The organism is Roseicyclus marinus (genome assembly GCF_030163795.1).
Classification (GTDB): Bacteria; Pseudomonadota; Alphaproteobacteria; order Rhodobacterales; family Rhodobacteraceae; genus Roseicyclus; species Roseicyclus marinus.
On record NZ_JASJOF010000004.1, the window covers coordinates 51,856 to 78,368 of the forward strand.

General features: G+C 66.5%; 25 protein-coding genes. 11 read left to right on the top strand and 14 right to left on the bottom strand.

Going from position 1 to position 26,513, the window contains the following annotated elements; genetic code table 11:
* The first annotated feature begins 18 nt into the window (after positions 1–18).
* Genes QQK63_RS07360 through QQK63_RS07370 form a run of 3 tightly spaced genes read left to right on the top strand, consistent with a single transcriptional unit; the run spans position 19 to position 2,125 of the window.
* Positions 19–540, top strand: coding sequence for a helix-turn-helix domain-containing protein (locus QQK63_RS07360; RefSeq protein ID WP_277823130.1), 522 nt, complete (start codon positions 19–21; stop codon positions 538–540).
* Complete coding sequence (locus QQK63_RS07365; RefSeq protein ID WP_277823132.1) at positions 537–1,325, top strand: metal ABC transporter ATP-binding protein; 789 nt, start codon at positions 537–539, stop codon at positions 1,323–1,325. Before QQK63_RS07360 ends, QQK63_RS07365 begins: the two co-directional genes overlap by 4 nt.
* Positions 1,325–2,125 (top strand): metal ABC transporter permease, encoded by an 801-nt coding sequence (locus tag QQK63_RS07370; RefSeq protein WP_277823134.1) that lies wholly within the window; start codon positions 1,325–1,327, stop codon positions 2,123–2,125. The genes QQK63_RS07365 and QQK63_RS07370 overlap by 1 nt, the downstream gene beginning before the upstream one ends.
* Before the next feature lie 27 nt (positions 2,126–2,152).
* On the opposite strand, the gene QQK63_RS07375 is transcribed toward QQK63_RS07370, so the two are convergent.
* The 3 genes from QQK63_RS07375 to QQK63_RS07385 all read right to left on the bottom strand — a co-directional run bounded on the left by QQK63_RS07375 (position 2,153) and on the right by QQK63_RS07385 (position 6,853).
* Positions 2,153–2,791 (bottom strand): aspartate/glutamate racemase family protein, encoded by a 639-nt coding sequence (locus QQK63_RS07375; protein WP_277823136.1) that lies wholly within the window; start codon positions 2,789–2,791, stop codon positions 2,153–2,155.
* Positions 2,788–4,245 carry a dihydropyrimidinase gene (gene hydA, locus QQK63_RS07380; RefSeq protein WP_277823138.1) on the bottom strand — a complete coding sequence of 486 codons (1,458 nt, stop codon included), beginning with the start codon at positions 4,243–4,245 and terminating at the stop codon, positions 2,788–2,790. The genes QQK63_RS07375 and hydA overlap by 4 nt, the downstream gene beginning before the upstream one ends.
* 94 nt (positions 4,246–4,339) lie before the next feature.
* Complete coding sequence (locus QQK63_RS07385) at positions 4,340–6,853, bottom strand: cation:proton antiporter (RefSeq protein WP_277823140.1); 2,514 nt, start codon at positions 6,851–6,853, stop codon at positions 4,340–4,342.
* A gap of 218 nt (positions 6,854–7,071) precedes the next feature.
* On the opposite strand from QQK63_RS07385, the gene QQK63_RS07390 reads away from it, so the two are divergent.
* The 5 genes from QQK63_RS07390 (at position 7,072) to QQK63_RS07410 (ending at position 11,568) form a co-directional block, all read left to right on the top strand.
* On the top strand, positions 7,072–8,124 hold the full coding sequence (locus QQK63_RS07390) for a dipeptidase (RefSeq protein WP_277823142.1): 1,053 nt from the start codon (positions 7,072–7,074) through the stop codon (positions 8,122–8,124).
* Positions 8,125–8,166: 42 nt separating this feature from the next.
* Entirely contained in the window at positions 8,167–8,817 is a 651-nt protein-coding gene (locus QQK63_RS07395; RefSeq protein ID WP_277823144.1) for a TetR/AcrR family transcriptional regulator, read from the top strand.
* Positions 8,814–10,115, top strand: a complete 1,302-nt coding sequence (locus tag QQK63_RS07400; RefSeq protein ID WP_277823146.1) for a phenylacetate--CoA ligase family protein — start codon at positions 8,814–8,816, stop codon at positions 10,113–10,115. The genes QQK63_RS07395 and QQK63_RS07400 overlap by 4 nt, the downstream gene beginning before the upstream one ends.
* On the top strand, positions 10,112–10,873 hold the full coding sequence (locus tag QQK63_RS07405) for an enoyl-CoA hydratase/isomerase family protein (protein ID WP_277823148.1): 762 nt from the start codon (positions 10,112–10,114) through the stop codon (positions 10,871–10,873). The genes QQK63_RS07400 and QQK63_RS07405 overlap by 4 nt, the downstream gene beginning before the upstream one ends.
* A 488-nt stretch (positions 10,874–11,361) precedes the next feature.
* Positions 11,362–11,568 (top strand): cold-shock protein, encoded by a 207-nt coding sequence (locus QQK63_RS07410; protein WP_109666069.1) that lies wholly within the window; start codon positions 11,362–11,364, stop codon positions 11,566–11,568.
* A gap of 74 nt (positions 11,569–11,642) precedes the next feature.
* Here the strand turns inward: QQK63_RS07410 and QQK63_RS07415 are convergent, their stop codons facing one another.
* The 8 genes from QQK63_RS07415 to QQK63_RS07450 form a co-directional block, all read right to left on the bottom strand.
* Complete coding sequence (locus QQK63_RS07415; protein ID WP_277823150.1) at positions 11,643–12,413, bottom strand: LamB/YcsF family protein; 771 nt, start codon at positions 12,411–12,413, stop codon at positions 11,643–11,645.
* A 2-nt stretch (positions 12,414–12,415) separates the two neighbouring features.
* Positions 12,416–13,420, bottom strand: a complete 1,005-nt coding sequence (locus QQK63_RS07420) for a 5-oxoprolinase subunit C family protein (RefSeq protein ID WP_277823152.1) — start codon at positions 13,418–13,420, stop codon at positions 12,416–12,418.
* On the bottom strand, positions 13,417–14,169 hold the full coding sequence (locus QQK63_RS07425) for a 5-oxoprolinase subunit B family protein (protein WP_277823154.1): 753 nt from the start codon (positions 14,167–14,169) through the stop codon (positions 13,417–13,419). Before QQK63_RS07425 ends, QQK63_RS07420 begins: the two co-directional genes overlap by 4 nt.
* 57 nt (positions 14,170–14,226) lie before the next feature.
* Positions 14,227–15,021: a 5-deoxy-glucuronate isomerase gene (gene iolB, locus QQK63_RS07430; protein WP_277823156.1), complete on the bottom strand. Its 795-nt coding sequence runs from the start codon at positions 15,019–15,021 to the stop codon at positions 14,227–14,229.
* Entirely contained in the window at positions 15,021–16,187 is a 1,167-nt protein-coding gene (locus QQK63_RS07435) for a phytanoyl-CoA dioxygenase family protein (protein WP_277823158.1), read from the bottom strand. Before QQK63_RS07435 ends, iolB begins: the two co-directional genes overlap by 1 nt.
* A gap of 3 nt (positions 16,188–16,190) precedes the next feature.
* Complete coding sequence (locus tag QQK63_RS07440) at positions 16,191–16,982, bottom strand: ATP-binding cassette domain-containing protein (RefSeq protein ID WP_277823160.1); 792 nt, start codon at positions 16,980–16,982, stop codon at positions 16,191–16,193.
* On the bottom strand, positions 16,982–18,097 hold the full coding sequence (locus QQK63_RS07445; protein WP_277823162.1) for an ABC transporter permease: 1,116 nt from the start codon (positions 18,095–18,097) through the stop codon (positions 16,982–16,984). The genes QQK63_RS07440 and QQK63_RS07445 overlap by 1 nt, the downstream gene beginning before the upstream one ends.
* Before the next feature lie 69 nt (positions 18,098–18,166).
* Positions 18,167–19,108 (bottom strand): sugar ABC transporter substrate-binding protein, encoded by a 942-nt coding sequence (locus QQK63_RS07450; RefSeq protein WP_277823164.1) that lies wholly within the window; start codon positions 19,106–19,108, stop codon positions 18,167–18,169.
* 177 nt (positions 19,109–19,285) lie between these two features.
* Between QQK63_RS07450 and QQK63_RS07455 the strand changes: the two genes are divergently transcribed.
* Complete coding sequence (locus QQK63_RS07455) at positions 19,286–20,284, top strand: LacI family DNA-binding transcriptional regulator (protein ID WP_277823166.1); 999 nt, start codon at positions 19,286–19,288, stop codon at positions 20,282–20,284.
* Positions 20,285–20,372: 88 nt separating this feature from the next.
* On the opposite strand, the gene QQK63_RS07460 is transcribed toward QQK63_RS07455, so the two are convergent.
* From QQK63_RS07460 to QQK63_RS07470, 3 genes are read right to left on the bottom strand one after another with little or no spacing between them, the layout of a single operon-like run.
* Positions 20,373–21,506 (bottom strand): Gfo/Idh/MocA family protein, encoded by a 1,134-nt coding sequence (locus tag QQK63_RS07460; RefSeq protein WP_277823168.1) that lies wholly within the window; start codon positions 21,504–21,506, stop codon positions 20,373–20,375.
* 12 nt (positions 21,507–21,518) lie between these two features.
* Positions 21,519–22,409 carry a sugar phosphate isomerase/epimerase family protein gene (locus QQK63_RS07465; protein WP_277823170.1) on the bottom strand — a complete coding sequence of 297 codons (891 nt, stop codon included), beginning with the start codon at positions 22,407–22,409 and terminating at the stop codon, positions 21,519–21,521.
* A 14-nt stretch (positions 22,410–22,423) separates the two neighbouring features.
* The gene (locus QQK63_RS07470; RefSeq protein ID WP_277823172.1) at positions 22,424–23,527 is read right to left on the bottom strand and encodes a Gfo/Idh/MocA family protein; all 1,104 of its coding nucleotides are present in this window, start codon (positions 23,525–23,527) and stop codon (positions 22,424–22,426) included.
* Between the two features lie 137 nt (positions 23,528–23,664).
* Between QQK63_RS07470 and iolD the strand changes: the two genes are divergently transcribed.
* Positions 23,665–25,536, top strand: a complete 1,872-nt coding sequence (iolD, locus tag QQK63_RS07475) for a 3D-(3,5/4)-trihydroxycyclohexane-1,2-dione acylhydrolase (decyclizing) (RefSeq protein ID WP_277823174.1) — start codon at positions 23,665–23,667, stop codon at positions 25,534–25,536.
* Between the two features lie 3 nt (positions 25,537–25,539).
* Entirely contained in the window at positions 25,540–26,508 is a 969-nt protein-coding gene (iolC, locus tag QQK63_RS07480; protein WP_277823176.1) for a 5-dehydro-2-deoxygluconokinase, read from the top strand.
* Positions 26,509–26,513 lie beyond the last annotated feature (5 nt).

The following is a 26,513-nucleotide window of genomic DNA, read 5'->3' on the forward strand; positions in this document are numbered from 1 at the left end:
TACTTGAAATGAAATAACATGACAAGAGGCCGCGCCTCCGACATCGCCCCTCTGGCCGAACCCTTGGGCTTCGACGCGCATGACCACGGGCATTGCGTAGCCTCGGCCCTTGCGGCTGCTGACACGCATTGCGCGGAAAACAGCTTGCGTTTCACACCCGTGCGGCGCGCGGCGCTTGAAATCCTGCTTGGCGAACACCGCGCCATGGGGGCCTATGAATTGCTCGACCGGCTCCATGCGGCAGGCTTCGGCGCGCAGCCGCCCGTCGCCTATCGCGCGCTGGATTTTCTTGTCGCCAACGGCTTCGCCCACAAGATCGAACGGATGAACGCCTTCATCGCCTGTGCCCATCCCGGCGCGACCCATGCGCCCGCCTTTTTGATCTGCCGCAATTGCGACGCCGTGGCCGAGGCGCAGACCGGCCCATCCTCGGGCGGCACCTTGGGCGATGCCGCCGATGCCACCGGTTTCCAGATCGAGCGCACCGTGATCGAGGCGGTGGGGCTTTGCCCCGTCTGCGCTGAAAAGGCCGACACATGAGCCTTCTGTCCGTCGATCATCTGGGCGTCCGCTTCGGTGCGACCGAGGTGTTGCGCGATGTCAGCCTTGCCATCGAGCCGGGCGAAATCGTCACCATCGTCGGCCCCAACGGGTCGGGCAAGACCACGCTTCTGCGCGCCATCCTTGGGGCCGTGCCGCTTGCCGGTGGCACTGTCCGGCGCAAGACCGGCCTGCGTCTAGGCTATGTGCCGCAGCGCCTGCATGTGGACCCGACCTTGCCGATCACGGTCGAACGGTTCTTGCGCCTGCCCGGCGGTGCCGCGCCCGCGCAAATTGCCGAGGCACTCGACCGCGCGGGGGTGCCGGGCATCGACCGCCGGCAGATGGCCGATCTGTCGGGCGGACAGATGCAGCGCGTGCTCTTGGCCCGCGCCCTCGTCGCGCGCCCAGATCTGTTGATGCTGGACGAGCCGACCGCGGGGCTGGACCAGCCGGGATCGGCCGCCTTCTACCGCACCATCGACGAGGTGCGGCGCGACACCGGCTGCGCGATCTTGATGATCAGCCACGAATTGCACGTCGTCATGGCAGCCTCCGACCGGGTGATCTGCCTCAACGGGCATGTCTGCTGTCACGGCACGCCGGAACATGTGTCCTCCGCCCCGGAATACCGGGCACTTTTTGGCACGGGCACAGGCGGCGCGCTGGCGCTTTACCGGCATGAACATGACCACAGCCACGGGCCAGACGACCCGCACGGCCACCACCACCACCACGACCATGATCACGCCCACAGCCACGAGAAAACCGAGGCGGCCGAGTGATGCTCGATGATTTCATGACCCGCGCGACACTGGCAGGGATCGGCGTCGCCCTCGCCGCCGCCCCTTTGGGCAGTTTCGTCGTCTGGCGGCGCATGGCCTATTTCGGCGATGCGACGGCCCATGCCGCGATCCTCGGCGTCGCGCTGTCGCTGGCGCTCGAGATCTCGATCTTTCCCGGCGCGGTCGCCATCGCGCTCCTGATGGCGCTGACCGTCTCCACCCTCAGCGGGCGGGGCTATGCGATGGATACGCTTCTGGGCGTTCTGGCCCATTCGGCGCTCGCCTTCGGGCTTGTTGCCGTGTCCTTCCTGTCGGGGATCCGGATCGACCTGATGGCCTATCTCTTCGGGGATATCCTGTCGGTCTCGCGCGGCGATCTGGCGGTGATCTGGGGCGGGGCAATCTTGGTGGCGGGGCTGATCGCATGGCGCTGGTCAGCCCTCTTGACCGCCACGCTGAACGAGGAGCTGGCCTATGCCAGCGGCATCGACCCGAAGCGGGAACAATTGGCCCTGACCCTTGCGCTGGCCGTAACGGTCGCTGTGGCGATCAAGGTCGTGGGCGTGCTTTTGATCGCAGCGATGCTGATCATTCCCGCTGCCGCCGCAAGGCCCCTTGCCCGCACGCCCGAGGCGATGGCGCTGATCGCAGCGGGGATCGGCGCCGCCGCCACCGTCATCGGCCTGCGCGCGGCCTTTGTCCTCGACACGCCGGCCGGCCCCTCCATCGTCTGCGTCGCCGCGCTGATCTTTGCGATGAGCAGCGTGGTGCGCGCACTACGCGGTGGCCTCGCCCGGTAAAGGCGGCAAACCCGGCGACGTAGGGATCTAGGGCTGCACCGCCCCAAGCGCCATGGCGCAGGCCGCCTGCACCGGGTCGATCACCGCGATCCCCAAGGCGCGCTCCAATGCAGCCCGGCGCGGCGCGAAGCCGGCGCACCCCGGCACCAGCGCCCCCGCCCCCATGTCGCGCAACCGCTCGCCGATCTCGAGCGTCCGGGCAAAGACCGCGTCCGAGCGGCCCGCCTCCTCCGCACCGACCCCGCCAAGGTCCAACTCCCCCGCCAGCCGCCCCAGAACCCCCATGGCCCGCATCTTGCGCATGTGCCGGGGGATGGATTTCGGCCCAAGCGCGATGATCCCGAAACGGTCCGCGCGCGCCAGCGCAGTCAGGATCCCCGCCTCCTGTATCCCGATCACGGGCTTGGCCGTCAGGCTGCGCGCAAGGTCTAGACCGGGATCCGAGAAACAGGCGATCACATAGGCATCCGCCCCCGGATCGGCCTTGATCCGCTCGGCCACATGCAGGCCCGCGCGGCTCACATCCTCCTCCGTCATGATCGTGGCGGGCCCCTCCGGGATGTCGATGCAGTCAAAGGTCGCGCCGGAAAACCCCGCCAAAGCGTCGCGCAAACCCTCCGTCACCCCTGCCGAGGAATTGGGATTGATGACGAGGATCCGCGTCATGGCCGGATCGCCGCGCCGAAATTCGTCGCAGGGTCCATTTCCGGGACGACTGGGGCCGTCGGTGGCACGGCATAGGGCGCGCGGGCGACAAACCGGCCCCTGCCCCGCTCCGCCTTGAGGGTGCGCCCCTCGATCACCGTGTCGCCCCGGCTCATCACATGCACCGGCCAACCGGTCAGGCGCATCCCCTCGAAGGGTGTGTAATCCATCGCGTCATGCTGATCTGCGGCGGTGACGACCCGCGTCTCCTCGGCATCCCAGATCGCGATATCGGCATCGTATCCCGGCAGGATCGCGCCCTTGCGGTCCATCCCGAACACCCGCGCCGCATTCGTCGAGGACAGCGCCACGAAATGCTGAAGCGTGATCCGGCCCGCAACGACCCCTTCGGAAAACAGGTAAGGCAACCGCGCAGCGATCCCCGGCATCCCGTTGGCGATGGCGGGATAGGGCGGCGCCTCTCCCTTGGCGAACTTGCCGCTCGCGTCGAACCGGTAGGGCGCATGGTCGGACGACACGCTGTCGAAGGTTCCGATCCGCGCATGCCGCCAGAGCACGTCTTGCGTGGCGTGATCCCGCAAGGGCGGCGAACAGATGTATTTCGCCCCCTCCATGCCCGGCCGGTCCAGATCGTCCCGGGTAAAGGCCAGATATTGCGGGCAGGTCTCGGAATGGATCGGCAGGCCGGCGGCCCGTGCGCGCGCCACCAGTTCCGCGCCCTCGGGTGTCGAGACATGCACGATGAACAGCCCCGCACCGACCAGCGTAGCCAGCGAAATCGCGCGGTTGATGGCTTCGGCTTCCGCGATGCCGGGGCGGGAAACGGCATGGTATCTGGGCGCGGTCAGCCCGGCCTCGGCAAGGCGCGCGTTCATCCATTTGACCATGTCGTTGTTTTCCGCATGAACCATGGTCAGCGCGCCATGCTTGCGCGCGACCGTCAGGATATCGAGCATCCCGCGGTCGCCAAGGTTCATCAGGTCATAGGTCATGAAGACCTTGAAGGAGGTGATCCCGCGCGCAAAGGCGCGTGGCAATTCCTCCTCCAGCACGGATGGCGTAGGGTCCGAGATGATCAGGTGATAGGAATAATCCAGCACCGAATGGGGTGCCGCTCGCCCGTCATAGGTGGCGATCACCTCATCCACCGATTGCCCGCGATGCTGCGCGGCAAAGGGAATGAAACTGGTGTTGCCGCCGAAAGCCGCCGAGACGGAGCCGGTGTAATAATCATCCGCCGTCATCAACCCGGTGGAGCTTTCTTGCGCGATATGGGCATGCGCCTCGATCCCGCCGGGCAGGACCAGCCGACCGCCCGCATCCACCCGCCGCCCGCCGCCGGTGATCTTGTCGGCCAGCGCCGCGATCTTGCCCCCGGTGATGCCGATATCGCCCACCCATGTCTCGCGCGGGGTGACGATGGTGCCGCCGTGAATGACCGTATCGAATTCCATGCGCTGCCGCCCCTGTCTGTCGCCGCTCCATCGCTGCTCCGCGATCATGCGTCAGACGCGCGCGGGTGCAAAGCGGCTTTCGGCCCCCGGCTCCTCAGGCCGCGGCGGCTAGATCGGGCAGAACCTCGGCAGGGTCCATCCCGCGTTTCTGGGCGCTGGCGCGCACCGCGTCGCGCAAGGCGGCGCTGCGCGCCAAAAGCCGCCGGAACCGCGTCTCGTCCAGCACCAGAAGCGTCGAGGGCGCGATGGCCCGCACCTCGGCCCGCCGCGATTTCTTGAGCAAGATGGCCATCTGTCCGAACATCTCCCCCCGGCCCAAACGCCATTCCTGCCCCGCCACCTCCAGTTCGACCGCCCCCGAGGCGATGAAGAACACGCTTTTGGCCGGGCTGTCCTTTTGCAGCAGCACATCGCCCGCGTTCACATAGCGCGTGCGGAACGCCCGGCAGAGCCGCTCCAGCGTGGCCTCGTCCAGATCCGAGAACAAAGCGAACTGGCGCACCAGCTCCTCCCGGCGCAGCGTGATGTCGAGCTTGGGCCGCGCCTCGGCGACGGCACGGCGCGCGGCCAGATCGGCCATCAGCGTCGTGTACACCTCCGCCCCGATCAGCCCGTCCTCGCGCATGGCCGCGTATTCGCGTTCCTCCAGCCGCAGGGCGCTGCGCCGGATGAACCGCCGCTCCAGCTTCTCGGCATAGCCCGGATATTGCAGGCGCAATCCTTCCAGCGCGGTTTCCACCGCCTCGACCCGCCGCGACAACAGCTCTTGCAGCAATTCCGCCACCCGGCGCCCGTGGATGCGGCGGATGCGGCCGTCGATGAACCCGTCCAGATCGCGCAAAATCAACCGTTGCGCCAGCAAACGCTCGAACCGATCCGCCGTCAGCCGGGCCAGCGGCCCGGACAGGCCCACCCGGCTGTGCAACAGAACGGCGGCACGAAAGCCCGGCCCATAGGCGACGCTCCTGCGCGCGGCGCGCTGGTAGTCTAGCCGCCCGCCGGTCCGCGTCGCCTCGATCAACCGGTCGGCATCCGACAACACCTGTTCGGCCATGCGGGAGGAAATCGTGCGGTCGCGGACCCGCGCAAGGATCATGTCCCGTTCCCGGCCCGCCAGCGCGATCAACCCCAGCGTAATCCGGTCGCGGTCGAGGATGTCGGCGCTTTCCTCGGCGGCGCTCACGGCCTCGTCCAGCCGCTCACCAAACCGTTTCGCCTCGGACCGCACGACCTCCCGGGGTAGATCGTAGTTTTCCGTCGTGCGCGCCACATCCTCGCGCACGGTCTGAAGCGCCACGGCGACGACCTGCCGCGACAGCGCCTCGTCGATCGGTGTCAGCTTGTCGAGACCCAGCCGCCGGATCACCCAGCGCAGCGTCGTGCCCTGCACCATCAGCGTATAGAGGGTGAACCCGGTGGCAAGGATACCCACCACCCGCTTCACCTCGACCGGCACCCGCAAGCTTTCCGTCACCGCCAGCGCCAGCGCCAGCGTGACCGCCCCGCGCAATCCCCCCCACAAGATCGCCACCCGGTAGGGCCGTTCCACCGGCGGCGACAACCGCAAGAGCGTGAGCAAGGGTAAAAGTCCGAACAAGATGACAAGCCGCGCCGCCAGCGCCGCCACGATCACCACGAGGATCAGCGCGAAATCGCCCGGCCGGACGCCTTCCAAAAGGCGCGGGATCAACAGCGCGGCGAGAATGAAGATGAGCGCGCTCGCCCAATAGGCCAGAAGGTCCCAGACCTCGCGCAGATTGGCCCAGGCCTGCGGCGGCAACCGCCCCGGCCCCGTCAGGTTCAGCGTCAGGCCCGCCGCCACCACCGCGATCACGCCCGAAGCGCCCACCGCCTGCTCCGCCCCGATATAGGCGAGATAGGGCAAGGCGACCGAGATGGAGATCTGCGCCCGCTCGTGCCGCGCGAATTGCGCCATCACCCAGACCGCCAGCCGCGCAGCCAGCCATCCGGTCAACGCACCGCCCGCGATCAAGATCGGAAAGCGCCCCAGCGCCTCGCCCAGATCGGGGTCCGGAACGCCCAGCATGACAAAACCCATGAACAACCCGAAGAGCGCGATGGCCGCCGCATCGTTCAGAAGGCTTTCGCCCTCGATGATCCGCGCCAACCTGCGCGGCGCGGAAATCGAGCGGAAAATCGACACCACCGCCGAGGGGTCCGTGGTCGACACGATGGCACCGACCAAGAGACAGGCGGCAAGCGGCAGCGCACTGACCCAGGACAGCGCATAGCCTATCCCCAGCGTCGCCACCACGACCGCGACCACCGCCAGCACAAGGATCGGCACCCAATCATCGATCATCCGCCGCAGGTTCATCCCCAACGTGGCCTGAAACAGCAGCGTGGGCAGAAAGACATAGAGAAACACGTTCGACCGGATCGGCAGGCCCAGGATCGCCTCCGCCGCCGGGTTCAGCGCATCGGTCAGTTCGGTCCGCAGGAAAAACGCCGCCCCCGCCCCGATCAGGATGCCCAGAATGGCAAGGATCACGCTTTGCGGAAAGCCCAGCCGCGCGGCCAAAGGCTCCGACGCGCCGATCACGAGGAACAGCGAGGCAATGACCGTGGTGACAAGAACGATATCCATGTCCCTGACATAGCACAGGATTTGCAGGCTGCACCGCAGAAACCGGCGCTTTTGCCCTGCCCCGGCCCCGGAAGAATGGCCTCGCGGCAATGACCGCGCCTCACTGCCGCATTTCCCCTCCCGCGTGGGCCGTGGACGGCTCGACACGGCCTGCCGCATCGTGTTTGCCTTGTCACGACTCCGGCGCCACGCCGCCCAGCCACAGGATTTGCGCCGCCATGACCATCCCCTTCTTCGACGGCCACAACGATCTGCTCCTGCGCCTGTCCCGCCGCCCCGAAGCGCGCCACGCGCTCTGGCTCGAAGACAGCGGCGAGGGGCATCTCGACCTGGCCCGGATGCGCGCAGCTGGCTTTGCCGGCGGGTTCTTTGCGATCTTCGTCCCCACACCCGCACCGGGCGCGCCACAAGCCTTCGCGATGCCCGACCCGCCCTATGACAAACCATTGCCGCCCCTGATGGATCATGTCGCGGCCCAGCCGCCCGCGCTGGCCATGGCGGGCCTTCTGCATTGGATGGAACGCAGCGCACCCGAGGATTTTCGCCTCTGCCGCAGCGCATCCGACCTGCGTGCGACCATGGCCGCGGGCAAGATCGCCGCCCTGATGCATCTGGAAGGCGCCGAGGCGATCGGCCCCGATCTTGACGCGCTCTACCTCTGGCACGAGATGGGCCTGCGCTCTCTCGGACCGGTCTGGAGCAGGCCCACGATTTTTGGCCACGGCGTGCCCATGGCTTGGCCCGGTTCGCCCGACACCGGGCCCGGCCTGACCGAAAAAGGCCGCGATCTCGTCCGCCTCTGCGACGAAATGGGCATCGTGATCGACCTGTCGCACCTCAACGAGAAAGGCTTCGACGACGTGGCCCGGATCAGCACGGCACCGCTTGTCGCGACCCACTCCAACGCCCATGCCATCTGTCCCTCGACCCGCAACCTGACCGACCGGCAATTGCACGTGATCCGCGAAAGGGGCGGCATGGTCGGGCTGAATTTCGCGACCTTCTTCCTCAATCCCGACGGACGGCCCGCCCGCGACACGGGCTTTGACCCGATGCTGCGCCACCTCGATCACCTCCTCACCCATCTGGGCGAAGATCACGTCGGCCTCGGCTCCGATTTCGACGGCTGCACCACACCCGCGGTGATCGGCGATGTGACCGGTGTGCCGCGCCTCTTCGACGCGATGGCCGCCCATGGCTACGATGCCCCGCTCATCGCCAAACTCGCGCGCGACAACTGGCTTGCCTGCCTCGACCGGTGTCTTGGCTGATCGCACTTGACTAACGACGAATATGACACTGATGTCATATTCATGTCTTCAGGCCACGCCCCAACCCATCTTGCCTTTTCAGACTGGCTTGCGCAGGGACGCGACACCCTGCCCAAGGGTGAGCGCACCCGCCGCGACCTGATGATCGCAGGGGCCGAGCTGTTGGCCAGCCAACCGCTCGTCGCCCTGACGGTCGCCGCCACTTGCGCGCGCACCGGCGTCGCGCATGGCACCTTCTACATCCATTTTTCCAACCGCAACGCGCTGGCGGGCGCCGTGCTTCAGGCCTTCGTCGATTACCTTCAGGATGTGATGCGCGCCGCGGCAAAGGGCGCGCCCGAACCGGTGCGCGCGACGACCGCCGCCTACATGCGGCTTTTCGCGGACAACGCAGGCCTGATGCGCTGCCTTCTGACCGGGGGCGATGCCCTGCCCGCTGCACAATCCGCCTTTCAGCGCCTCAACCACGACTGGGCCACGACCGTCGCCAATGCCGCCCGCCGCCGCCATGGCGCCGCCGCTCGGGCCGAGCCCGACCTGATGCGCCGCGCCCTCGCGCTGGGGGGCATGGTCGACCAATACCTGACCGCCCTGCATGTGACCCAAGACCCGGCGCTCGTCGCCCTCTCGCAAGATCCCGAAACCCTGCTCGACCTCTTCACCGACCTCTGGACCAAAGGCATGGCCCCATGAGCCTGATCCAAGACGCCCACAAGATCCCCCTGCCCGAGCTTGCCGCCCACCGCCAAACGGCGTGGGAGGTTCAACGCGCCCATGTCCTGGCCTCACCCTTTTACCGCGCGCTCTGGGATGGGCAGGAGCCGCCCGAACGGCTCGAGGATCTGCCGCGCCTTCCCCTGTCGGACAAGGCGGGGCTGCGCCTGTCCCAGGCGACAAACCCGCCCTTTGGCGACTACCTGACCACACCTACAGACCGCGTTTCCCGTGTCCACCGCACCTCCGGCACCACGGGCCAAGCGATGACGCTCGCCCTCTCGGCCCGCGATTGCGAGATCACCGAAATCGTCGGCGCGCGCGCCCAATCCCTCGCCGGTCTCGGCCCGGGCAGGATCGTGGTGCATTGCCTGAACTACCAGATGTGGATGGGCGGCCTGACCGATCACATGACGCTGGAACGCACCGGGGCCACTGTCGTGCCCTTCGGCGTCGGCTCCACAGCGCTGCTCGTGCGCACAATCCGCGAGCTTGGCGTCACCGCCATCTCCTGCACCCCCTCCTACCCCGCCGTCCTCGAACGCGTTCTGGCCGAACACTTCCCCGGCCTCGCCCCGTCTGATCTGGGGCTGCAACTTGGCCTGTTCGGGGGTGAGCCGGGCCTCGACGATCCCGCGCTCCGCGCGCGGCTCAAGGCGACGTGGGGGATGGAGCCGCGCAACGCCAATTACGGCGTCTCGGATGTGTTTTGCAATTTCGCCGCCCAATGCGACCACGACTCCGACCTGCATTTCGTCGCCCATGACGTGCTGCACGCCGAACTGATCGATCCCGACACGGCCGAGCCCGTGACGCTCGCGGCCGGTGCGACCGGTGAACTGGTCCTCACCCATCTCGCCCGTGACTGCCAACCGCTGGTGCGCTTTCGCACCGGCGATATCGTGACGATCACCGGCACCGATCCCTGCGCCTGCGGCTGTACCGGGTTCCGCTTCCGCGTCGTGGGGCGCAGCGACGACATGGTTGTCGTGCGCGGCCTCAACATGTTCCCCACCATGGTCGCCGCCGTCCTGACCGGTTTTCCGGAACTCTCGGGCGATTACCGCATCATCCTTGACACGCCACCGCCCTATGACAGCCTGCCGGTTCATGCCGAACTGGCCCGCGGCGCACGCGACGACGGCACCCTTGCCCCCCGCATCGCCTCCGCCCTCAAGGCGCAGCTGGGCGCCACCGCCACCGTTACCCTCCTGCCTCCGGGCAGCTTTCCCGTCACCGAGGGCAAGACCGCCCGCGTCATCAGGGGCAAACCATGACAGATTTTACCTATTCAACCGTCCTCTCCACCCTCACGGGCGACGGCGTCCGCACCATCTCGCTCAACCGCCCGGGATCGCTCAACGCGATGAACCGCGCGCTGATCGACGATCTGGCCCGCGCCATAGATGACGCCAACGCCTGCCCCGACTCGGGTGCCATCGTGCTCACTGGCGAAGGCCGCGCTTTTTGCGCGGGCGACGACCGGCGCGAACATGTCCACCCTGAGACCGAAGGACAGGCCCGCGACCATGTCGAGGCGATCCAAGCCGTCACCCGCGCCCTCGTTCTGGGCGCGAAACCCGTGGTCGGCGCCATCAACGGCTGGGCCGTCGGCGGCGGCTTCGAATGGGCGCTGAACTGCGATTTCCCGATCTGGGCCGAAAGCGCGCGGGCGTTCTTCCCCGAGGTGTCGCTCAATGTCTTTGTCACCGGCGCCGTGACCACGATCCTGCCCGCCATCGTGGGCCCCGTGAAAGCGCGGGAAATGCTTTATCTGGGCGAACGCTACACCGCCGCCGATCTTCTGGCCTGCGGCGTCGCGTGGAAAGTCGTCCCCGATGCCCAGCTGATGACCGAAGCACAGGCCACCGCCGCCCGCCTCGCCGCCCTGCCGCCCCTGTCGCTGCGCGCGATGAAGCGCGTCCTGACGCAGGCAGGCGGTGACGCGATCGACCGCGCGCTGACGCTGGAGACGGAGGCGACCATCGCCTGTTTCCTCGACCCCGAAACGACGCGGCGCATCACGGCCTTCTGAGCAAGGGTTTTTGCAATTCCCGTGCGTCTCGGGCCGTCCTGTGATACAAGATGATGTCCGCAGCCGATCCATCGCCTGCGGGGTCATCCGGGCGACCCGCCCGGCAGTCCTTGGAAGGACAGCCCATGACATCCCTGAAACGAACAAAGATCCGGGCCGCACCCGCGGGCCGGATGAACGCGTTGACCGAATCCTGGAAAAAGGCCTTCGACGCCCGCATAAGAACGGCCGCCCTCACCCGCCGCCTGCCACCCGGGCGCCACCCGGTAAAGCTTCAGACGCCTCTCCCAAAGGGTGCCCGGAAATAAAAGCGCAACCACGGCACTGAGCCCCTTGTGCCGGGACGACAAAGCGCCCATGTGTTTGGGGCTAACGTTATTCTTTTCGAACCGCTGCTTCCCGTTCATCCGGCTCTCAGTTGATCGATCCAGACTGATATTGCCGAGTTGCCGCATCCTGCGGGCATCATAGAACAGGAGTCCACGGATATGGCCAATGGCACCGTGAAATGGTTCAACAATACCAAAGGTTTCGGCTTCATCGAGCCCGCGAATGGCGGACGTGATGTCTTCGTTCACATCTCTGCCGTCGAACGCGCGGGCCTCACCGGCCTTGCCGACGCGCAGAAGGTGACCTTCGACATGGAACAGGGCCGCGACGGCCGCGAAAGCGCGATCAACCTCGCTCTCGCCTGATCCGATACGGGGCGGGCTCCCTCACCGGGGCCCGCCACCGACACGACGCCCTTGGCGTCCCCCCGGTGCCCGGCCTAGCGCGGACCTGCAAAGGCCTCCAGCCGCAGCCCAGCCCCTTCCAACGCTTTGCGCAGATCGCGGGCCAGCTTTACCGCTTCCGCCCCGTCCCCATGCAGGCAGATCGTGTCGATCCGCGTGGGCAGCCGCTTGCCGCTTTCGGCGATGATCGCGCCCGCCTCCAGCATCTTCAGGATACGCTCGGCGGCCAATGCCCCGTCATGGATCACCGAACCGGGCTTGCGCCGGTCGACCAGCCGCCCGTCCTCCTCATAGGCGCGGTCGGCAAAGATCTCGCAGGCGATCCGCGCGCCCAGATCCCGCGCCGCAACCTCCTGCGCCGTGCCCGCCAGAACCATCACGATGATGTCCGGATCGACAGCCAGCGCCGCCTCGTAACAGGCCCGCGCCAGCCCCTCATCCTCGGAGGCCATGTTGGCCAGCGCCCCGTGCAGCTTCAGATGCCGCACGGCACCCCCCGCCGCCCGCGCCATGGCCTGCGCCGCCCCCAGCTGATAGGCGACCGAATGGCCAAGGCTCCGCCGGTCCATGTCGATCCGCCGCCGCCCGAAGCCTTGCAGATCGGCAAAGCCCGGATGCGCGCCGATCCCCACGCCCTTCGCCACAGCCTCTGCCATCGCGCCGGCCATCACATCGGGGTCGCCCGCGTGAAACCCGCAGGCGATATTGGCCGAGGTCACGATCTCCAGAAGGGCCGCGTCGTCCCCCATGCGCCACGGGCCAAAGCTTTCGCCCATATCCGCGTTCAGATCGACCGTTTCCTGCATATTCACTCCCCCGCCGTGACGCCGCTGATGAGTTGATAGGACAGAAGATCGCGCATGTCCCACGGATCGCGCACCAGCCGCGTGATCCGTCCGGGGAGCGCGCGCAGCGTATCGGCCGCCGCGCGTTCGGCGGCCAGCGCCGCGTCCCGGTCCACGAACCTTATCCGCATCTCCGCCCCCGCCGGCGCCTGCGCCGCGCGCGGCATATCGCAAGGCAGGATCGTCCCGATCCGGGGATAGCCGCCCGTGGTCTGGCATTCGACCAAAAGCACCATGGGCACCCCGTCGCCGGTGATCTGGATATCGCCCGGAACCACGATTTCGGACACGATGGACAGACCCGCCCGGCTCTGGAACCCCGCGCCGTCAGGGATCAGGCGCAGGCCCATCCGGTTGCCGCGCGCATCGCGGGCAAAGCGCGTCCCCTCGAACCGCGCCACATCCTCGGGCGAAAACATCGCCGTCTGCGGCCCCATGACCGCGCGCAGCTCCCCACCGGCGAAACGATCCTCGGCGCTCAGGCAGAGCCCCACCTCGCCGCCCGGATCATCGCCCGCGGCCAGCCGGTCGCCCACGCGCAACACCCGTCCGATCCCGGCAGACAGATGCGCGCCCCGCGCCCCCAGAACCTCCGGCGCATCGAACCCGCCGCCCACATGCAGATAGCCATAGACCCCGGCCAGAACCGGCCCGATCTCCAACACCTGGCCTGCCCGCATCAGGTGCGAGGCCCCCCAAGCCAGCGGCGCGCCCTCGACACTCGCTCGCATCGGCGCACCGGTCAGCGCGATCCGCAAATCGCCCGTCGCCTCGAAGGCACCGCCCATCCCGGCCATCTCGACGGCGGCCAGATCGCCGCCCTGCCCCAAGAGAACCGCCCCTTCGGCCAGCGCCCTTGGGTCCGCGGCCCCGCCCCGCGACAATCCCTGCCCCAAGAACCCGGGGCGCCCGCCGTCTTGCAGGCTCATCGCAGGGCCTGCGCGCTGCACGATCAACGCCCGGCTCACGGCAGAACCTCCGCCACCGCGCCGCCCTGCGGATCCTCGCGCAGCCGCTCGAACCTCTCGCGATCCACCGGCTCGAACACGACCTCGTCACCGGGCCGCAGCACGAACGGCTCCTCGCTCTCGGGCCGAAACGGGCGGAGCGCCGTGCGCGCCACCTGCCGCCAGCCCGTTGGCGCGGCGGTGGAAAACAACGTCATCTGCCGGATCGCCACGACCAGCGCGCCAACCTCGGCCCGTGGCGTCAATTCCGTCTGGCGCGGGATCGCCCAATGTTCCGGCAATTCGCCCAAATAGGGCTGTCCCGGCGCAAACCCGATGGTCTGGACACGCAGCCGCGTTGCCGTGATCTCGGCCACGGCCTGATCGGGGTCGACCCCTGCCAGCCCTGCCGACTCGGCCAGTTGCGGCGACAAATCCCCGCCGAAAACCGCAGGCACCCGCCAGATCCGTCGCCCGCCCGGCAGCGGCTCGGCGCTCCAGTCCCGTCTTGCGACCAGATCCTCCAGCCGCGCGCGCAGCGCGCCCGCATCCACGCCCAAAGCATCGAACCGCAGGTAGGTGGAGACCAAGGCCCCCGTCACCTCCTCGACCCCCGGCCAATCCTCGCGCAAGATGGCATGGCGCAGCGCCAGCGCCGCCCGGTTCGCAGGTTCGCTCAAGGCATCGCCGAACCGCACCAGCAGCCCGTCGAGCCCCAGCCAATCGATGCGCGGATAATCCGCGCCGGAATGTCGTGATGCCTGTCCCATATCCTCGGGGCGCAGGCTATCGCAGCGTCACGCCAAGGAACAGGGGCGGCGGCCCCTTCAGCCCAGAAAGCCGAAATCGGGATGCAGCGCGAACCGCCAGTTGCGCCGCGGCCCTGCCATGACGTTCAGGTAATACATCTCGATCCCATGCGGCGCGGCGCAGGGATGATGCCCCTTCGGCACGAGCACCACATCGTGATCGGCCACCGCCATCGTCTCGTCGAGGCTCAGATCGTCCGTGAACACCCGCTGGAGGCCAAAACCCTGCGCCGGATTCAGCCGGTGGTAATAGGTCTCTTCCAGATAGGTGATGTTCGGGAAATCATCCACGTCATGCCGATGCGGCGGATAGGAGGACCAATGCCCCCCCGGCGTATAGACCTCCGTCACCAGCAAGCTGTCGGCCAGGTCGCGCCCTTCCATGGCGATGTTGTGGATGTGGCGCAAATTGGTTCCCGCGCCCCGATCCTCCAGCGCGATGCCCTCAGGCCCCAACCGCTGCGCGGGCCGCCCGCCGGGGCTGGGCGCGGTGCAGACGGCCAGCACGCATTCGGTCGTGGCCACGGCCCGCCAATCCGATCCGGGCGGGACGTAAAGCGCGTGCGGCGGGATGCGCTCGAAGACGCTCAACCGCTCCCCCATTTCCCCGAATTCCTCGCCCGAGGCCGTCACACCCGCGCGCCCCTCGACCAGCACAAGGATCGCCTCGCGCCCGTCGAGCTGCCCCTGCGCGGTCTCACCGGGGGCCAACCGCCACAGATCGAACCCGACAAAAGACCATCCCGCCGCCTCGGGCGTGATCGCATGGACCTGTCCCGATCGACCCACAGGCTTGCGCAACAAATCCGCCATCACGGCCTCCGTTTGGCCGCATGGGCCCGAAGTGCTGTCTCGAAAGCCTCCACCGTCCAGCCCTCGCCCAAGGCACGCGCCATCAGCGCAGCCTGCGTTTCGGGCGCCAGACCGCCCACGGGTGGATCCGTATCGAGATTGGTGGGAAAGGCATAGCCCTCCGCCGCCGCGCCGATGGCCGCTGCGATCTCTGCCGCATCGATCCGCCCCGCAGCCTTCAACCGCAAAAGCGCGGGGTAAAGCGCGCGGCACATGGCCATCCGGTCCACCGCCTCCATCGCCCGCCCAAAGGCGGAGCTGACTTGAACAAGGTTCGCCATCCTGTTGATATTGGATGATATGTTATCCCCTGCCGCATGATAGAGCGCGGGGTTGAAGAACAGCGCATCACCCTTTTCCAGCGGCATTTGGACGGCATGGTCCCGGAAATACTCCGCCACCTCCGCCCGCCGATAGGCCATGTAGCCGCCCGCGACCTGCTGCGAATAGGGCAACAGCATCGTCGGCCCGCTTTCGACCGGCATGTCGCAATGTGCAATCGCGCCCTGCAGCGTCATCACCGCCGACAGCGCATGCACATGCGCCGGAAACCGCGCCGCCACCTCCGCCGTTTGAAACCCCAGATGATAATCCCGATGCGGGCTTTGCGCCCGCCCACCGGGCCGGACAAGGTTCACCTGCGCCGTCATCTGGTGGAACGGGCCGAGCCACGCCTCGCACACTGCGTCGATCACCGGATTCCCGAAATAGAGCGCGAAACCCTCCGGATCCTCCAGACACAGCTTTTGCAAGCTGTTCCAGATCCGGTCATTCGCGCCTGCGGCGGCGAAATGATCCGCCCCGCCGCCGCCCGCGGCCTTTTCCTGCGCGATCACGGCCTCGTAAACCGCCGTCGCCCGGTCGATCACGCCCGTATCAGCATAGGCAGCCTTCAGGACCAGAACCCCCGGCCCCTGCCCCAGAACCCAGGCCCATTCCGCCATCAGCTCGCGCCGCGCCAGCCCGTCGGCCAGCCATCTGCGCATCGCCTTGATGTCATAGACAGGGATGTTCTTGTGCACCTCCGACGCGCGCGGCACCTCGGTCCGCTCCAGCCGCCGCCCGGTCAGCGCCGCCAGTTCCGCCAGATCGCCGCTCTCGGCATCGAAATAGCCCGCATCCCGCATCGCTCAGACCGTGCCGCCGAGCGAGCCTTCCAGCTCCACCATGTCCTGACCGCCCGCCATCAGATCCTGCAATTCGCCGGGCGTGATCTGGCCGCGCTGCGCCGTGCCCAGCGTCTTGCCCCGGTTGAGCACCGTGAACCGATCCCCCACCGCCATAGCATGGCGCACGTTATGGGTGATGAAGACGATCCCGATCCCCGTCTTGCGCACCTTGTCGATGGTCGCCAGCACATTGGCGGTCTGCCGCACACCCAGCGCGCTGGTCGGTTCGTCGAGGATCAGCACCTTCGCCCCGAAATAGACCGCGCGCGCAATCGCCACCGTCTGCCGCTCGCCGCCCGACAACGTGCCCACCGCCTGATCGGGCGAGCGCAGGTTGATGCCCATCTTGCGCATCTCCTCCATCGTCACCTCGTTGGCGGTCTTGAAATCCATGAACTTGAGCGGCCCGACCCGGCGCACGGGTTCCCGCCCCATCCAGAAATTCCGCGTGACGCTCATCAGCGGGATCATGGCAAGGTCTTGGTAAACCGTGGCGATCCCCGCCTCCATCGCATCGCGGGGGCTGGCGAAATCCATCCGTTTTCCTTCGAACAGGATCTCGCCCCGCGTGGGCTTGTGCACCCCCGACATGGTCTTGATGAAGGTCGATTTCCCCGCGCCATTGTCGCCAAGCAGGCAATGGCATTCCCCGGGCCGCACGTCGAAACTGACCCCGTTCAGCGCGATGACCGGGCCGAAATGCTTCTCGATGTCGCGCATTTCCACGATGGGATTGTGATCATAGGACGACATCAGCGTTCCCCCGTGATGATGCGGCGAATGTAGGTGTTCAGGATCACCGCGAAGAGCAAGATCACCCCCAGGAACACCCGGAACAGGCTCGATTCCACGCCGGCAAAGAACAGCCCCTGCTGCACCACGCCAAAGATCAACGCCCCCAGCGCCGCCCCGATGACCGAGCCATAGCCGCCGGTCAGCAGCGCGCCCCCGATCACCACCGCGATGATCGCCTCGAATTCCTTGAGGAGCCCCCGATCCGCCCCCGCCGATCCGAATTCCATCACCTGACAGGTGGCAAAGACACAGGCGCAGAAGGCCGTGAACATGAACATCAGGATCTTCACCCGGTTCACCGGCACACCGACATAGCGCGCCGCCTGCGCATCGCCCCCCGCCGCGAAAACCCAGTTGCCGAACTGCGTCCGCGTCAGGACAACATGGGCCACTGCGACCAGCGCCAGCGCCCAGATGATCAGCATCGGGATACCGTCCACGATGGGCTCACCCGCGCGCGTGCCACGCTCGAACACGTCGATCGCCCCGATGGAGGCCAGCCAGTCAAAGACGAACCCGAATACCTTGCCGCCGAAGACCGGGGCCAGCCAATCGCCCTCGGCCGCGCGGTCGATGCCGCCGATGATCGTCTGCCGCTCGATCAGCTGCGGGAAAAAGATGGTGAAACCGCGCAGGATGAACAGGAAGGCCAGCGTGACGATGAAGCTCGGCAGCCCCGTGCGTACGACGATCCAGCCGTTGACCGCCCCGATGGCCACACATAACGCAAAGGTCAGCAAGATCGCGATCCAGACCGGCCAGCCCAGCGTCACCGCCATGATGGCGATGGACATGCCCGCGAACCCGATCATCGAGCCCACCGACAGGTCGAATTCGCCCGCGATCATCAACATGCAGGCGCCGACCGCGATGATCACGAATTGCGCCGACACGGTCGACCAGTTCAGCACGCCTTGCGCGTTGAACATCCCGCTGTCGCCCGCGAAAACGATGAAGAAGACAAAGACCGCGATGGTGCCGACGATGGCCCCCAGCTCGGGCCGGATCAGCGCCCGGCGCAGCCGCGATGTCTCCTTGACGCGTTCGTCGATGGTGCCCATGGCCTCCGACATCCCTCACCCCTCCCCGTCAGGTCATGAAAAGGGCGGGCACCGCGCGCGGCCCCGCCCCTTGTCACAGGTTCAGCGGTATTCGCCCGCGAATTGCTCCACCATCTCGAGCGCGTCTGCGGTCACGAAACCGGGGCCCGAGTTGATGTTGTTGCCCGGCAGCACGCCAAAGCGGTGGTAGTTCGTCATCACGACGACAGGCAGATAGGCCTGCAGATAAGGCTGCTGGTCGATCCCCCAGGCGATGACGCCATCGCGGATGCCCTGCACGATGTTCTCGCCCAGGTCGAAGGTGCCGAAATAGATGTCGCCCGCCAGACCCATCTGCTCCAGCGCAAGGATGGTCGGGTCGGCGCTGGTCGGGCCCAGCGTCAGCACGGCATCGGTTTCCGGGTTGGCGTTCAGATAGGCCATCACGCGGTTCTGGATTTCCGCCGGGTCCTGCCCGCTGTCGATCATCTGGTTGCCCAGTTCCACGCCCAGACCATCGGCAAAGCCCTGGCAGCGCTCGGTCGAAGACGGGCTGGAGATGTAGTGGTTCACGCACAGGAAGCTGCCCACGCCATCGCCCGCCGCGCGCAGACCGGCGGCGTAACCTGCGTCATATTCCGGCTGGCCCACATACATCAGCGCGCCGACCTCGCGCGCCTGTTCCGGCGTGCCCGAGTTGATGATGATGACATCGATCCCGCTGTCCACGGCGGCCCGGATCGGACCGGACAGGACATCGGGGTCTGCCAGCGTGGTGATGATCCCATCGGGGCCGCTTGCTGCCGCCTGCTCGATGATGCGCGCCATATCGGCCAAATCGCCGGTCGGCGGGTTGCGGTATTCCACCGTCACGTCCATCTGCTCGCCCGCCAGCGCAAGGCCGTTCTTGATCGTGTTCCACCAGCTGTCGCTGTCGGGCGCATGGCTCACCAGCACATAGCGCTCGCCATCGGCCTGCGCCGCACCCGCCAGCGTGGCGGCGGCGACGGCGGTGGCCGCCATCGTTTTCAGCAATGTCTTCATGATGTCCTCCCAAACATGTCTCGGGGTCTCGCCGGGTCCTCTCCCGTCGCGCCCTTGATGAACCCTAGCCCCGAATCGGACGTTTTGCAACCGGTTGCAAAATACCGTGATCCCGCGCAGACTTGTCCGGCGGCACCGACCGTATAAACAGGATGTGGGACCAGACGGACTTTGCAGATGGCGGCAACCCTCAAGGATGTGGCAGAACGTGCGGGCGTGTCGCGCTCGGCGGTCTCGCGCACCTTCACCGAAGGCGCCTCCGTCTCGGCCAAGACCCGCGCCAAGGTGGAAAAAGCCGCGCGCGATCTGGGCTACAGCCCCAATGCGCTCGCCTCCTCGCTGACCACGGGCCGCACGAAACTGATCGGGCTGATCTCCAACAACTTCCACAACCCGCTGTTTCTCGAGGTGTTCGACCTTTTCACGCGCGGCCTGCAGGATCGCGGGTTGCGCCCGCTTCTCGTCAATCTCAGCGCCGAGACCGATCCCGCCAATTCGCTCCGGATGCTGCGGCAATATTCGGTGGACGGGGTGATCGTCGCCTCCTCGACCCTGCCGCCCAGCTTCGCCGAAGCCTTCCGCGACGCGGGCCTGCCCGTCGTCCATTCCTTCGGCCGCTACACGACCTCGCCCCATGTCCATGTCGTCGGCATCGACAACATCGCCTGCGGCCGCATGGCCGCCGAGACGCTGATCGCGCGCGGCTACACCCGCGTGGCCTTCATGGGCGGACCGGAAACCGCCACCTCGACGCAGGACCGCGCGCGCGGGTTTTTCGCCAAGCTCGCCGAACATCCCGAGATTGCCGTCAGCACCAGCTACGCCCGCGCCTATTCCTTCGACGCGGGCCGGGTCGAGATGACCCGCCTCCTGATGCAGGACCCCGCGCAGGCCTATTTCTGCGGCGACGATGTTCTCTCCATCGGCGCGCTGTCTGCCATCGAAGAAGCGGGCCTGCGCTGCCCCGAGGATATCGGGATCATCGGGCTGAACGACATGGATATGGCGCGCTGGCAGAACATCGACCTGACCACGATCCGCCAACCCATCCCCGAGATTATCGGCGCCTCGATCGACCTCGTCATCGCCACGATCGAACAGCCAGACCGCCACCCTGAAACCCGGCTCTTTCCTTGCCGCGTGATCGAACGGGGCACGCTGCGCCCGGTGCAGTGACGCACCAACCCGCGCGTCACGGGCGCTTTGCGTGCCGGTTTCGGTAACGACGGGAAAACGACGCGATCACGACAGCATCCCTACAGGATCACGACCGGAACATCGGCGGCCTTGCATCGACCCAAGCCCCCCCATCCTTGGCCGAGGCAACGGCGGCATGAACGGCCGCCATCGACCGCAACCCATCCTCCGCCATGGGCAGACCGTCGCGCTTTTCGCCCCGGATCGCGGCGGCCAGATCGACATAGATATTGGCCACGGCCAGCGGGAACCCCTCGGGATGGGCGATGGCCACGCGCGACAGCCGCGCCGCCTCGTCCGACAGCCCGCTTTCGCCCTTTTCCATGATCTGCGTGCGCCCGCCCACCGGCGTGTAATACACTTGGTTGGGCTGCTCCGATGCCCACCGCATCCCGCCCGTTTCGCCAAAGACCTGGATGTCGAACCCATGCTGCCGCCCGATGGCGACGGACGACGTCCATAGCCGCCCGACCGTGCCGCCGCTCATGCGGAAATTGACCATCGCGTCATCTTCCAAGACCCGGCTCGCAATGGTCGAGGCGAAATCGGCGGACACCCTATCCACCTCATCTCCCACGATAAAACTCGCCATATGCAGCGCGTGGATACCGCAATCGGCGAATTGTCCCGACACGCCCGCCATCGCCGGATCATAGCGCCACCGCACGCGCGGATTATCCGCATCCTGCGCATTTCCGTGATGCCCATGGCTGAAATTCGTGACGACCAGACGCACCTTTCCGATCTGTCCCGTGGCCACCATCTGGCGCATCTCGCGCACCATCGGATAGGCGGAATAACAGTAATTCACCGCGCAGATACGACCGCTGGCCTTGGCCACGCGCACGATCTCCTCGCCCTCTTCGACCGTCATGGTCATGGGCTTTTCGCACAGCACATGGAACCCGGCTTCGAGAAAGGCCTTGGTGATCTCGAAATGCGTGGAATTGGGCGTCGCCACCGTCACAAGGTCGACCCGGTCCGCGCGGCCGCGCTCGCCCTCCAGCATCTCGCGCCAATCGCCATAGGCCCGATCCGCCGCAACGCCAAGCCGCTGCGCATAGGCGCGTCCCTTCTCGGGATCGGCATCCAAAGCACCGGCCGCAAGGGAAAAATTCCCATCCGCCAGCGCGCCTAAACGATGCGCCGGCCCGATCTGGGACCCTTCGCCGCCGCCGATCATGCCCCAGTTGAGCTTCATCGCCTAACCCCCTCAGAAACCGATGCTTTGCAGGTATTCGCGGTTCGCCCGCGCATCCGTGATGGGCGAGACATCCAGCGTCGGGTCGCAATCCTGCTCCACCGTGCACCAGCCCTCGAACCCATGGTCGAGCAGGATTTGCCGCACGGCGGGGAAATCCACGTCGCCCTGGCCCAGGTTGCAGAAAATCCCCTGTCCGCAGGCGTCATAGAACCCGGTGCTTTTCGCGATGGCATCCGCTTTCACGACCGGGTCGATGTCCTTGAAATGCATGTAGGAAATCCGCCCGATATGCCTGCGCATGAAGGCCACGGGGTCAAACCCCGCATAGGAATGGTGGCCGGTGTCGAAACAGATCTTCAGGATATCTTCAGGAACCTCATCTAAAAGCCTCTCAAGCTCCGGCTCGAAATCCATGAACCCAGCGGCATGGGCGTGAATACCGACGGTTAACCCGTAGTCCTCCGCCCCCATCCGCGCCACATGGGCGATACGGTCCCGAAACGCCGCCCATTCGGCGGCATCCATCTGCTCGGCATCCACCGCGCGGCCCGCCGTCGGCGCGCGCCGGGGCGAAATGCTGTCGATCAGCACAAGGTGCCGCGCCCCATGCGCCACCAGCGCCTTGCAGGTCCTGACGGCCCCATCCAGCACGTCATCCCATTGATCCGGATCATGAAACGCCCGGAACACGACGCCGCCGATCAACTCCAACCCATGTTCGTCCAGCGCCTCGGCCAGAACCGCCGGATCCTCGGGCATGAAGCCCACAGGCCCCAGTTCGATGCCCGTATAGCCCGCATCGGCGCAGTCCTTCAGCACCGACCGCCACGGCGGATTGCGCGGGTCATTGGCGAATTCGACGCCCCAGGAACAGGGGGCATTGCCGATGCGGATCGTCATGGAAGCTGAACCTTTCAGGTTGCGGGGACGGAATGCCACCGGCCATCCTCGGCCGCGGCGAAAGCTGTGTCGATGACGCGGGCCACGGCAAGCCCGTCGCGGAACCTCGGCCAGACCGGCTGGCCCGTGTGGATCGCATGCAGGAAATCGCGTGCCTCGATGATGATCTGGTCTTGGTATCCGGTGCCATGCCCCGGCCCCTGGCAAAACGCGCCATAGTCGGGATGCGCAGGACCGGTCAGGATACGGGTGAACCCGCGCGTGGCCTCCGGCCCCTCGGCACGGAACAGATGGACGGCGTTCTGATCTTCCTGATCGAACCGGATGGCACCTTTTGTGCCATGGATTTCATAGGCATAGCCCATCTTGCGGCCCGTTGCGACGCGGCTGAAATACAGATGCCCCATCACCCCGCTGACAAAGCGCACCATCATTTGTCCGTGGTCGTCATTGTCGACCGCGACACCGCCGCGCGCCTCATGCACCGTTTCCACCCGCGCCGACAGCTCCGCGATCGGCCCCATCAACGCCAACGCGCAATTGACCATATGTGGCGACAGATCGCCCATGCAGCCATTGGGCCGCCCAAAGCAGCGCCAATTGGGCGGGGCCTCCGGATCGGCCAGAAAATCCTCGGTATGCTCCCCCCGAAACCAGGTCACATCGCCGATGGCCCCCTCGGCCAACAGCTGCCGCACGAATTGCGTGGCCGGCGTGCGGACGTAGTTGAACCCGATCATATTGGGCAGGCCACTGGCCTCGGCGGCCGCCACCATGGCTTCGGCATCTTCCAGCGACGCGCCCAGCGGCTTTTCGCAAAACACCGGTTTTCCGGCCGCAAAGGCCGCTTCGGCAATCGCGCGATGCGTCGTCTGGGGTGATGCGATCACCACCGCGCCCACCCGCGCATCCGCCACCACCTCGCGCCAATCGCGGCCTGCGCGGGCAAACCCATAGGCGGCGCGATAGCGTTCCGAAGAGGCGGGCGTCGATCCCGCGATCATCTCCAGCCTTGGGCGCAGGGGCGTGTCGAACACCGCGCCGACCGAAGCCATGGCCACGGCATGGGCCTTGCCCATGTAGCCGCCGCCGATCAGGCCGATGCCGATCTCGGGCATATCCTCCCCTCCCTGCCGCAGTCGCATGTTGCAACCGGTTGCAAAATTCGTATCCTGAGTCGGTGCGGCACGCAACGGGCAAACCGGGTAGACACCGGGCACAGGCAGGCGCTGCCGCCACGAGGGAGGGATCAGACATGAGCGACGCAGGCCAAACCATCCGCCTGACCACGGCACAGGCCATCACGCGCTACCTGCTCAACCAGTTCATCGTGATCGACGGTGTCGAAACCCGCATCTGCGGCGGCGGCTTCGGCATTTTCGGCCATGGCAATGTCCCCTGCCTGGGCGAGGCGCTTTACCCCGTGCAGGACGCCCTGCCGCTCTATCGCGGCCAGAACGAACAAAGCATGGGCTTTGCCGCCGCCGCTTACGCCAAATACCACCTGCGCCGCCGCTTCATGTTCTGCACCGCCTCTGCCGGGCCGGGCACGGCGAACCTCCTGACGGCGGCAGCACTCGCCCATGCCAATCGCCTGCCGCTCCTGATGCTCTGCGGCGACACCTTCCTGACGCGCCTGCCCGATCCGGTGCTGCAACAGCTCGAACATTTCGGCAATCCGACGCTTGGGCTTAACGATGCCTTCAAATCGGTCAGCCGCTACTGGGATCGCATCACACATCCCGCGCAAGTGATACAAACCCTGCCCGCAGCACTTGCCACCCTGCTCGATCCCGCCGATTGCGGCCCGGCTTTCCTCGCCCTTCCCCAAGATGTGCAGGGCTGGGCCTATGATTACCCGGTCGACTTCTTCGCCCGCCGTGTCCACCGCATCCGCAGGCAGGCGCCGGACGTGGCCGAAATCGTGGATGCCGCAGCCCTCCTGAAAGGCGCCAAACGCCCCATGATCATCGCGGGCGGCGGCGTGCAATATTCCGGCGCCGTAGCCGAACTGACCGCACTGGCCGAGGCGCATGGCATACCCGTGGTCGAAACCATCGCGGGCCGCGCCAACATGCTGGCGACCCATCCGCTCAATATCGGGCCCCTCGGCGTCACCGGATCGGACAGCGCGAATACCATCGCAGAACGCGCCGACGTGATCCTTGCCGTCGGCACAAGGTTGCAGGATTTCACCACCGGCTCCTGGACGGCCTTTGCGCCGGAGGCGCGCTTCATCGGCCTGAACGCCGCGCGCCACGATGCGATCAAGCATCTGTCGCTGCCGGTCGTGGGCGATGCGAAACTGGGTCTCGCAGCCCTTGGCGCGGCGATGACAGGCTACCAGACACCCGCCGATTGGACCGCCACCGCGCAGGCCGAGCGCCGCAAATGGGACGCCTATGTCGAAGACAACGTGACCCCCGGCAACCGCCCCAATTCCTACGCGCAGGCCATCGGTGTCGTGAACGCGCTCTGCGACAAACGCGACCGGATCGTGACGGCGGCCGGCGGCCTGCCCGCCGAGGTCACGGCCAATTGGCGCACCCTCGACATCGGCACGGTCGACGTGGAATTCGGCTTTTCGTGCATGGGCTACGAGATCGCGGGCGGTTGGGGCGCGCGCATCGCACAGTCGCAGGTCGAACCCGAAAAGGACACGATCGTCTTCGTCGGCGACGGCTCTTACCTGCTGATGAATTCCGACATCTATTCCTCTGTCCTGACGCAGAAGAAACTCATCATCCTTGTGCTCGACAACGGCGGCTTCGCCGTCATCAACAAGCTTCAGAACAACACAGGCCAGGACAGTTTCAACAACCTGATCGCCGATTGCCCCACCGTGCCCGAGCCTTTCCTCGTGGATTTCGAAAGCCATGCCCGCTCCATGGGGGCCGATGCTGTGACCGTCGCAAACCCCTCCGAACTGGCCGAGGCGTTCAAGACCGCCAAGGCGGCCGACAAGACAACCGTCATCGTGATGCAGGTCGACCCCTACGAGGGCTGGACCACCCAAGGCCACACCTGGTGGGAAGTCGGAACCGCCGAGGTGTCCGAAACGGCCTCCGTCCGCGAAAAACACGCCGAGATCGAGGCCAGCCGCGCCCGCCAGCGCCGGGGGGTCTGATCCATGCAGCTCAAGGGCAACCGATTTCTCATCATCGGACGCGCGGGCATGGATTTCTACCCCGACCCGCCCGGCACCAAGACCGAAGAGGCCACGCAGTTCTTCGCCTGCCTGGGCGGATCATCGGCCAATATCGGCGTGGCCATCGTCAAATTGGGCGGCAAGGCCGATCTGGTCACCTGCGTCTCGGATGATGCCATCGGGCGCTTTGCGCTGAACGAGCTTGACCGCTACGGCATCGGCCGCGCCCATGTCCGCTCCGTGGGGGGCGAGGCGCGCAATTCGCTGGCCGTCGTCGAAACCCGGATCGAGGATCACCAATCGGTCATCTACCGCAACGGCGCCGCCGATTTCGAGATGACCACCGCCGATGTCGAGGCCGTGGATTACACCCGCTACGATGCGCTCATCACCACCGGCACGGTGCTGGCCGCCGAACCCTCGCGCAGCGCCGCCTTCCGCGCCTTCGATCTTGCGCGCGCCGCAGGTCTGCCGCTCATCTTCGACATCGACTACCGCCCCTATTCCTGGCCCTCCGCTGACGTCGCAGCCGAGGTCTATTCCCGCGCCGGGGCGCTGTGCGATGTGATCGTGGGCAATGACGTGGAATTCGGCTTCATGGCGGGCGATTACGACCAGGGCCTTGCCAAGGCGCGGGATCTTGTTGCCCAAGGCGCGCAACTCGCCGTCTACAAGATGGGCGAAAAAGGGGCCGTGACCATCACGCCCACGGGCGAGATCACGACCGGCATCTACAAGACCGCCGCGCTCAAACCGACCGGCGCGGGCGACAGTTTCATGGGCGGGCTCGTCTCGGGCTTGGCTTCCGGATTGCCGCTCCGCGACGCGGTTTTGCAAGGCTCCGCTGCCGCCGCAATGGTCGTCTCGCGCGTCGGATGCGCCCCTGCCATGCCCACGCGGGCCGAGCTTGACGATTTCCTTCGCGCGCAGTCCGCGCCTCTCCCCGCCTGACAGGA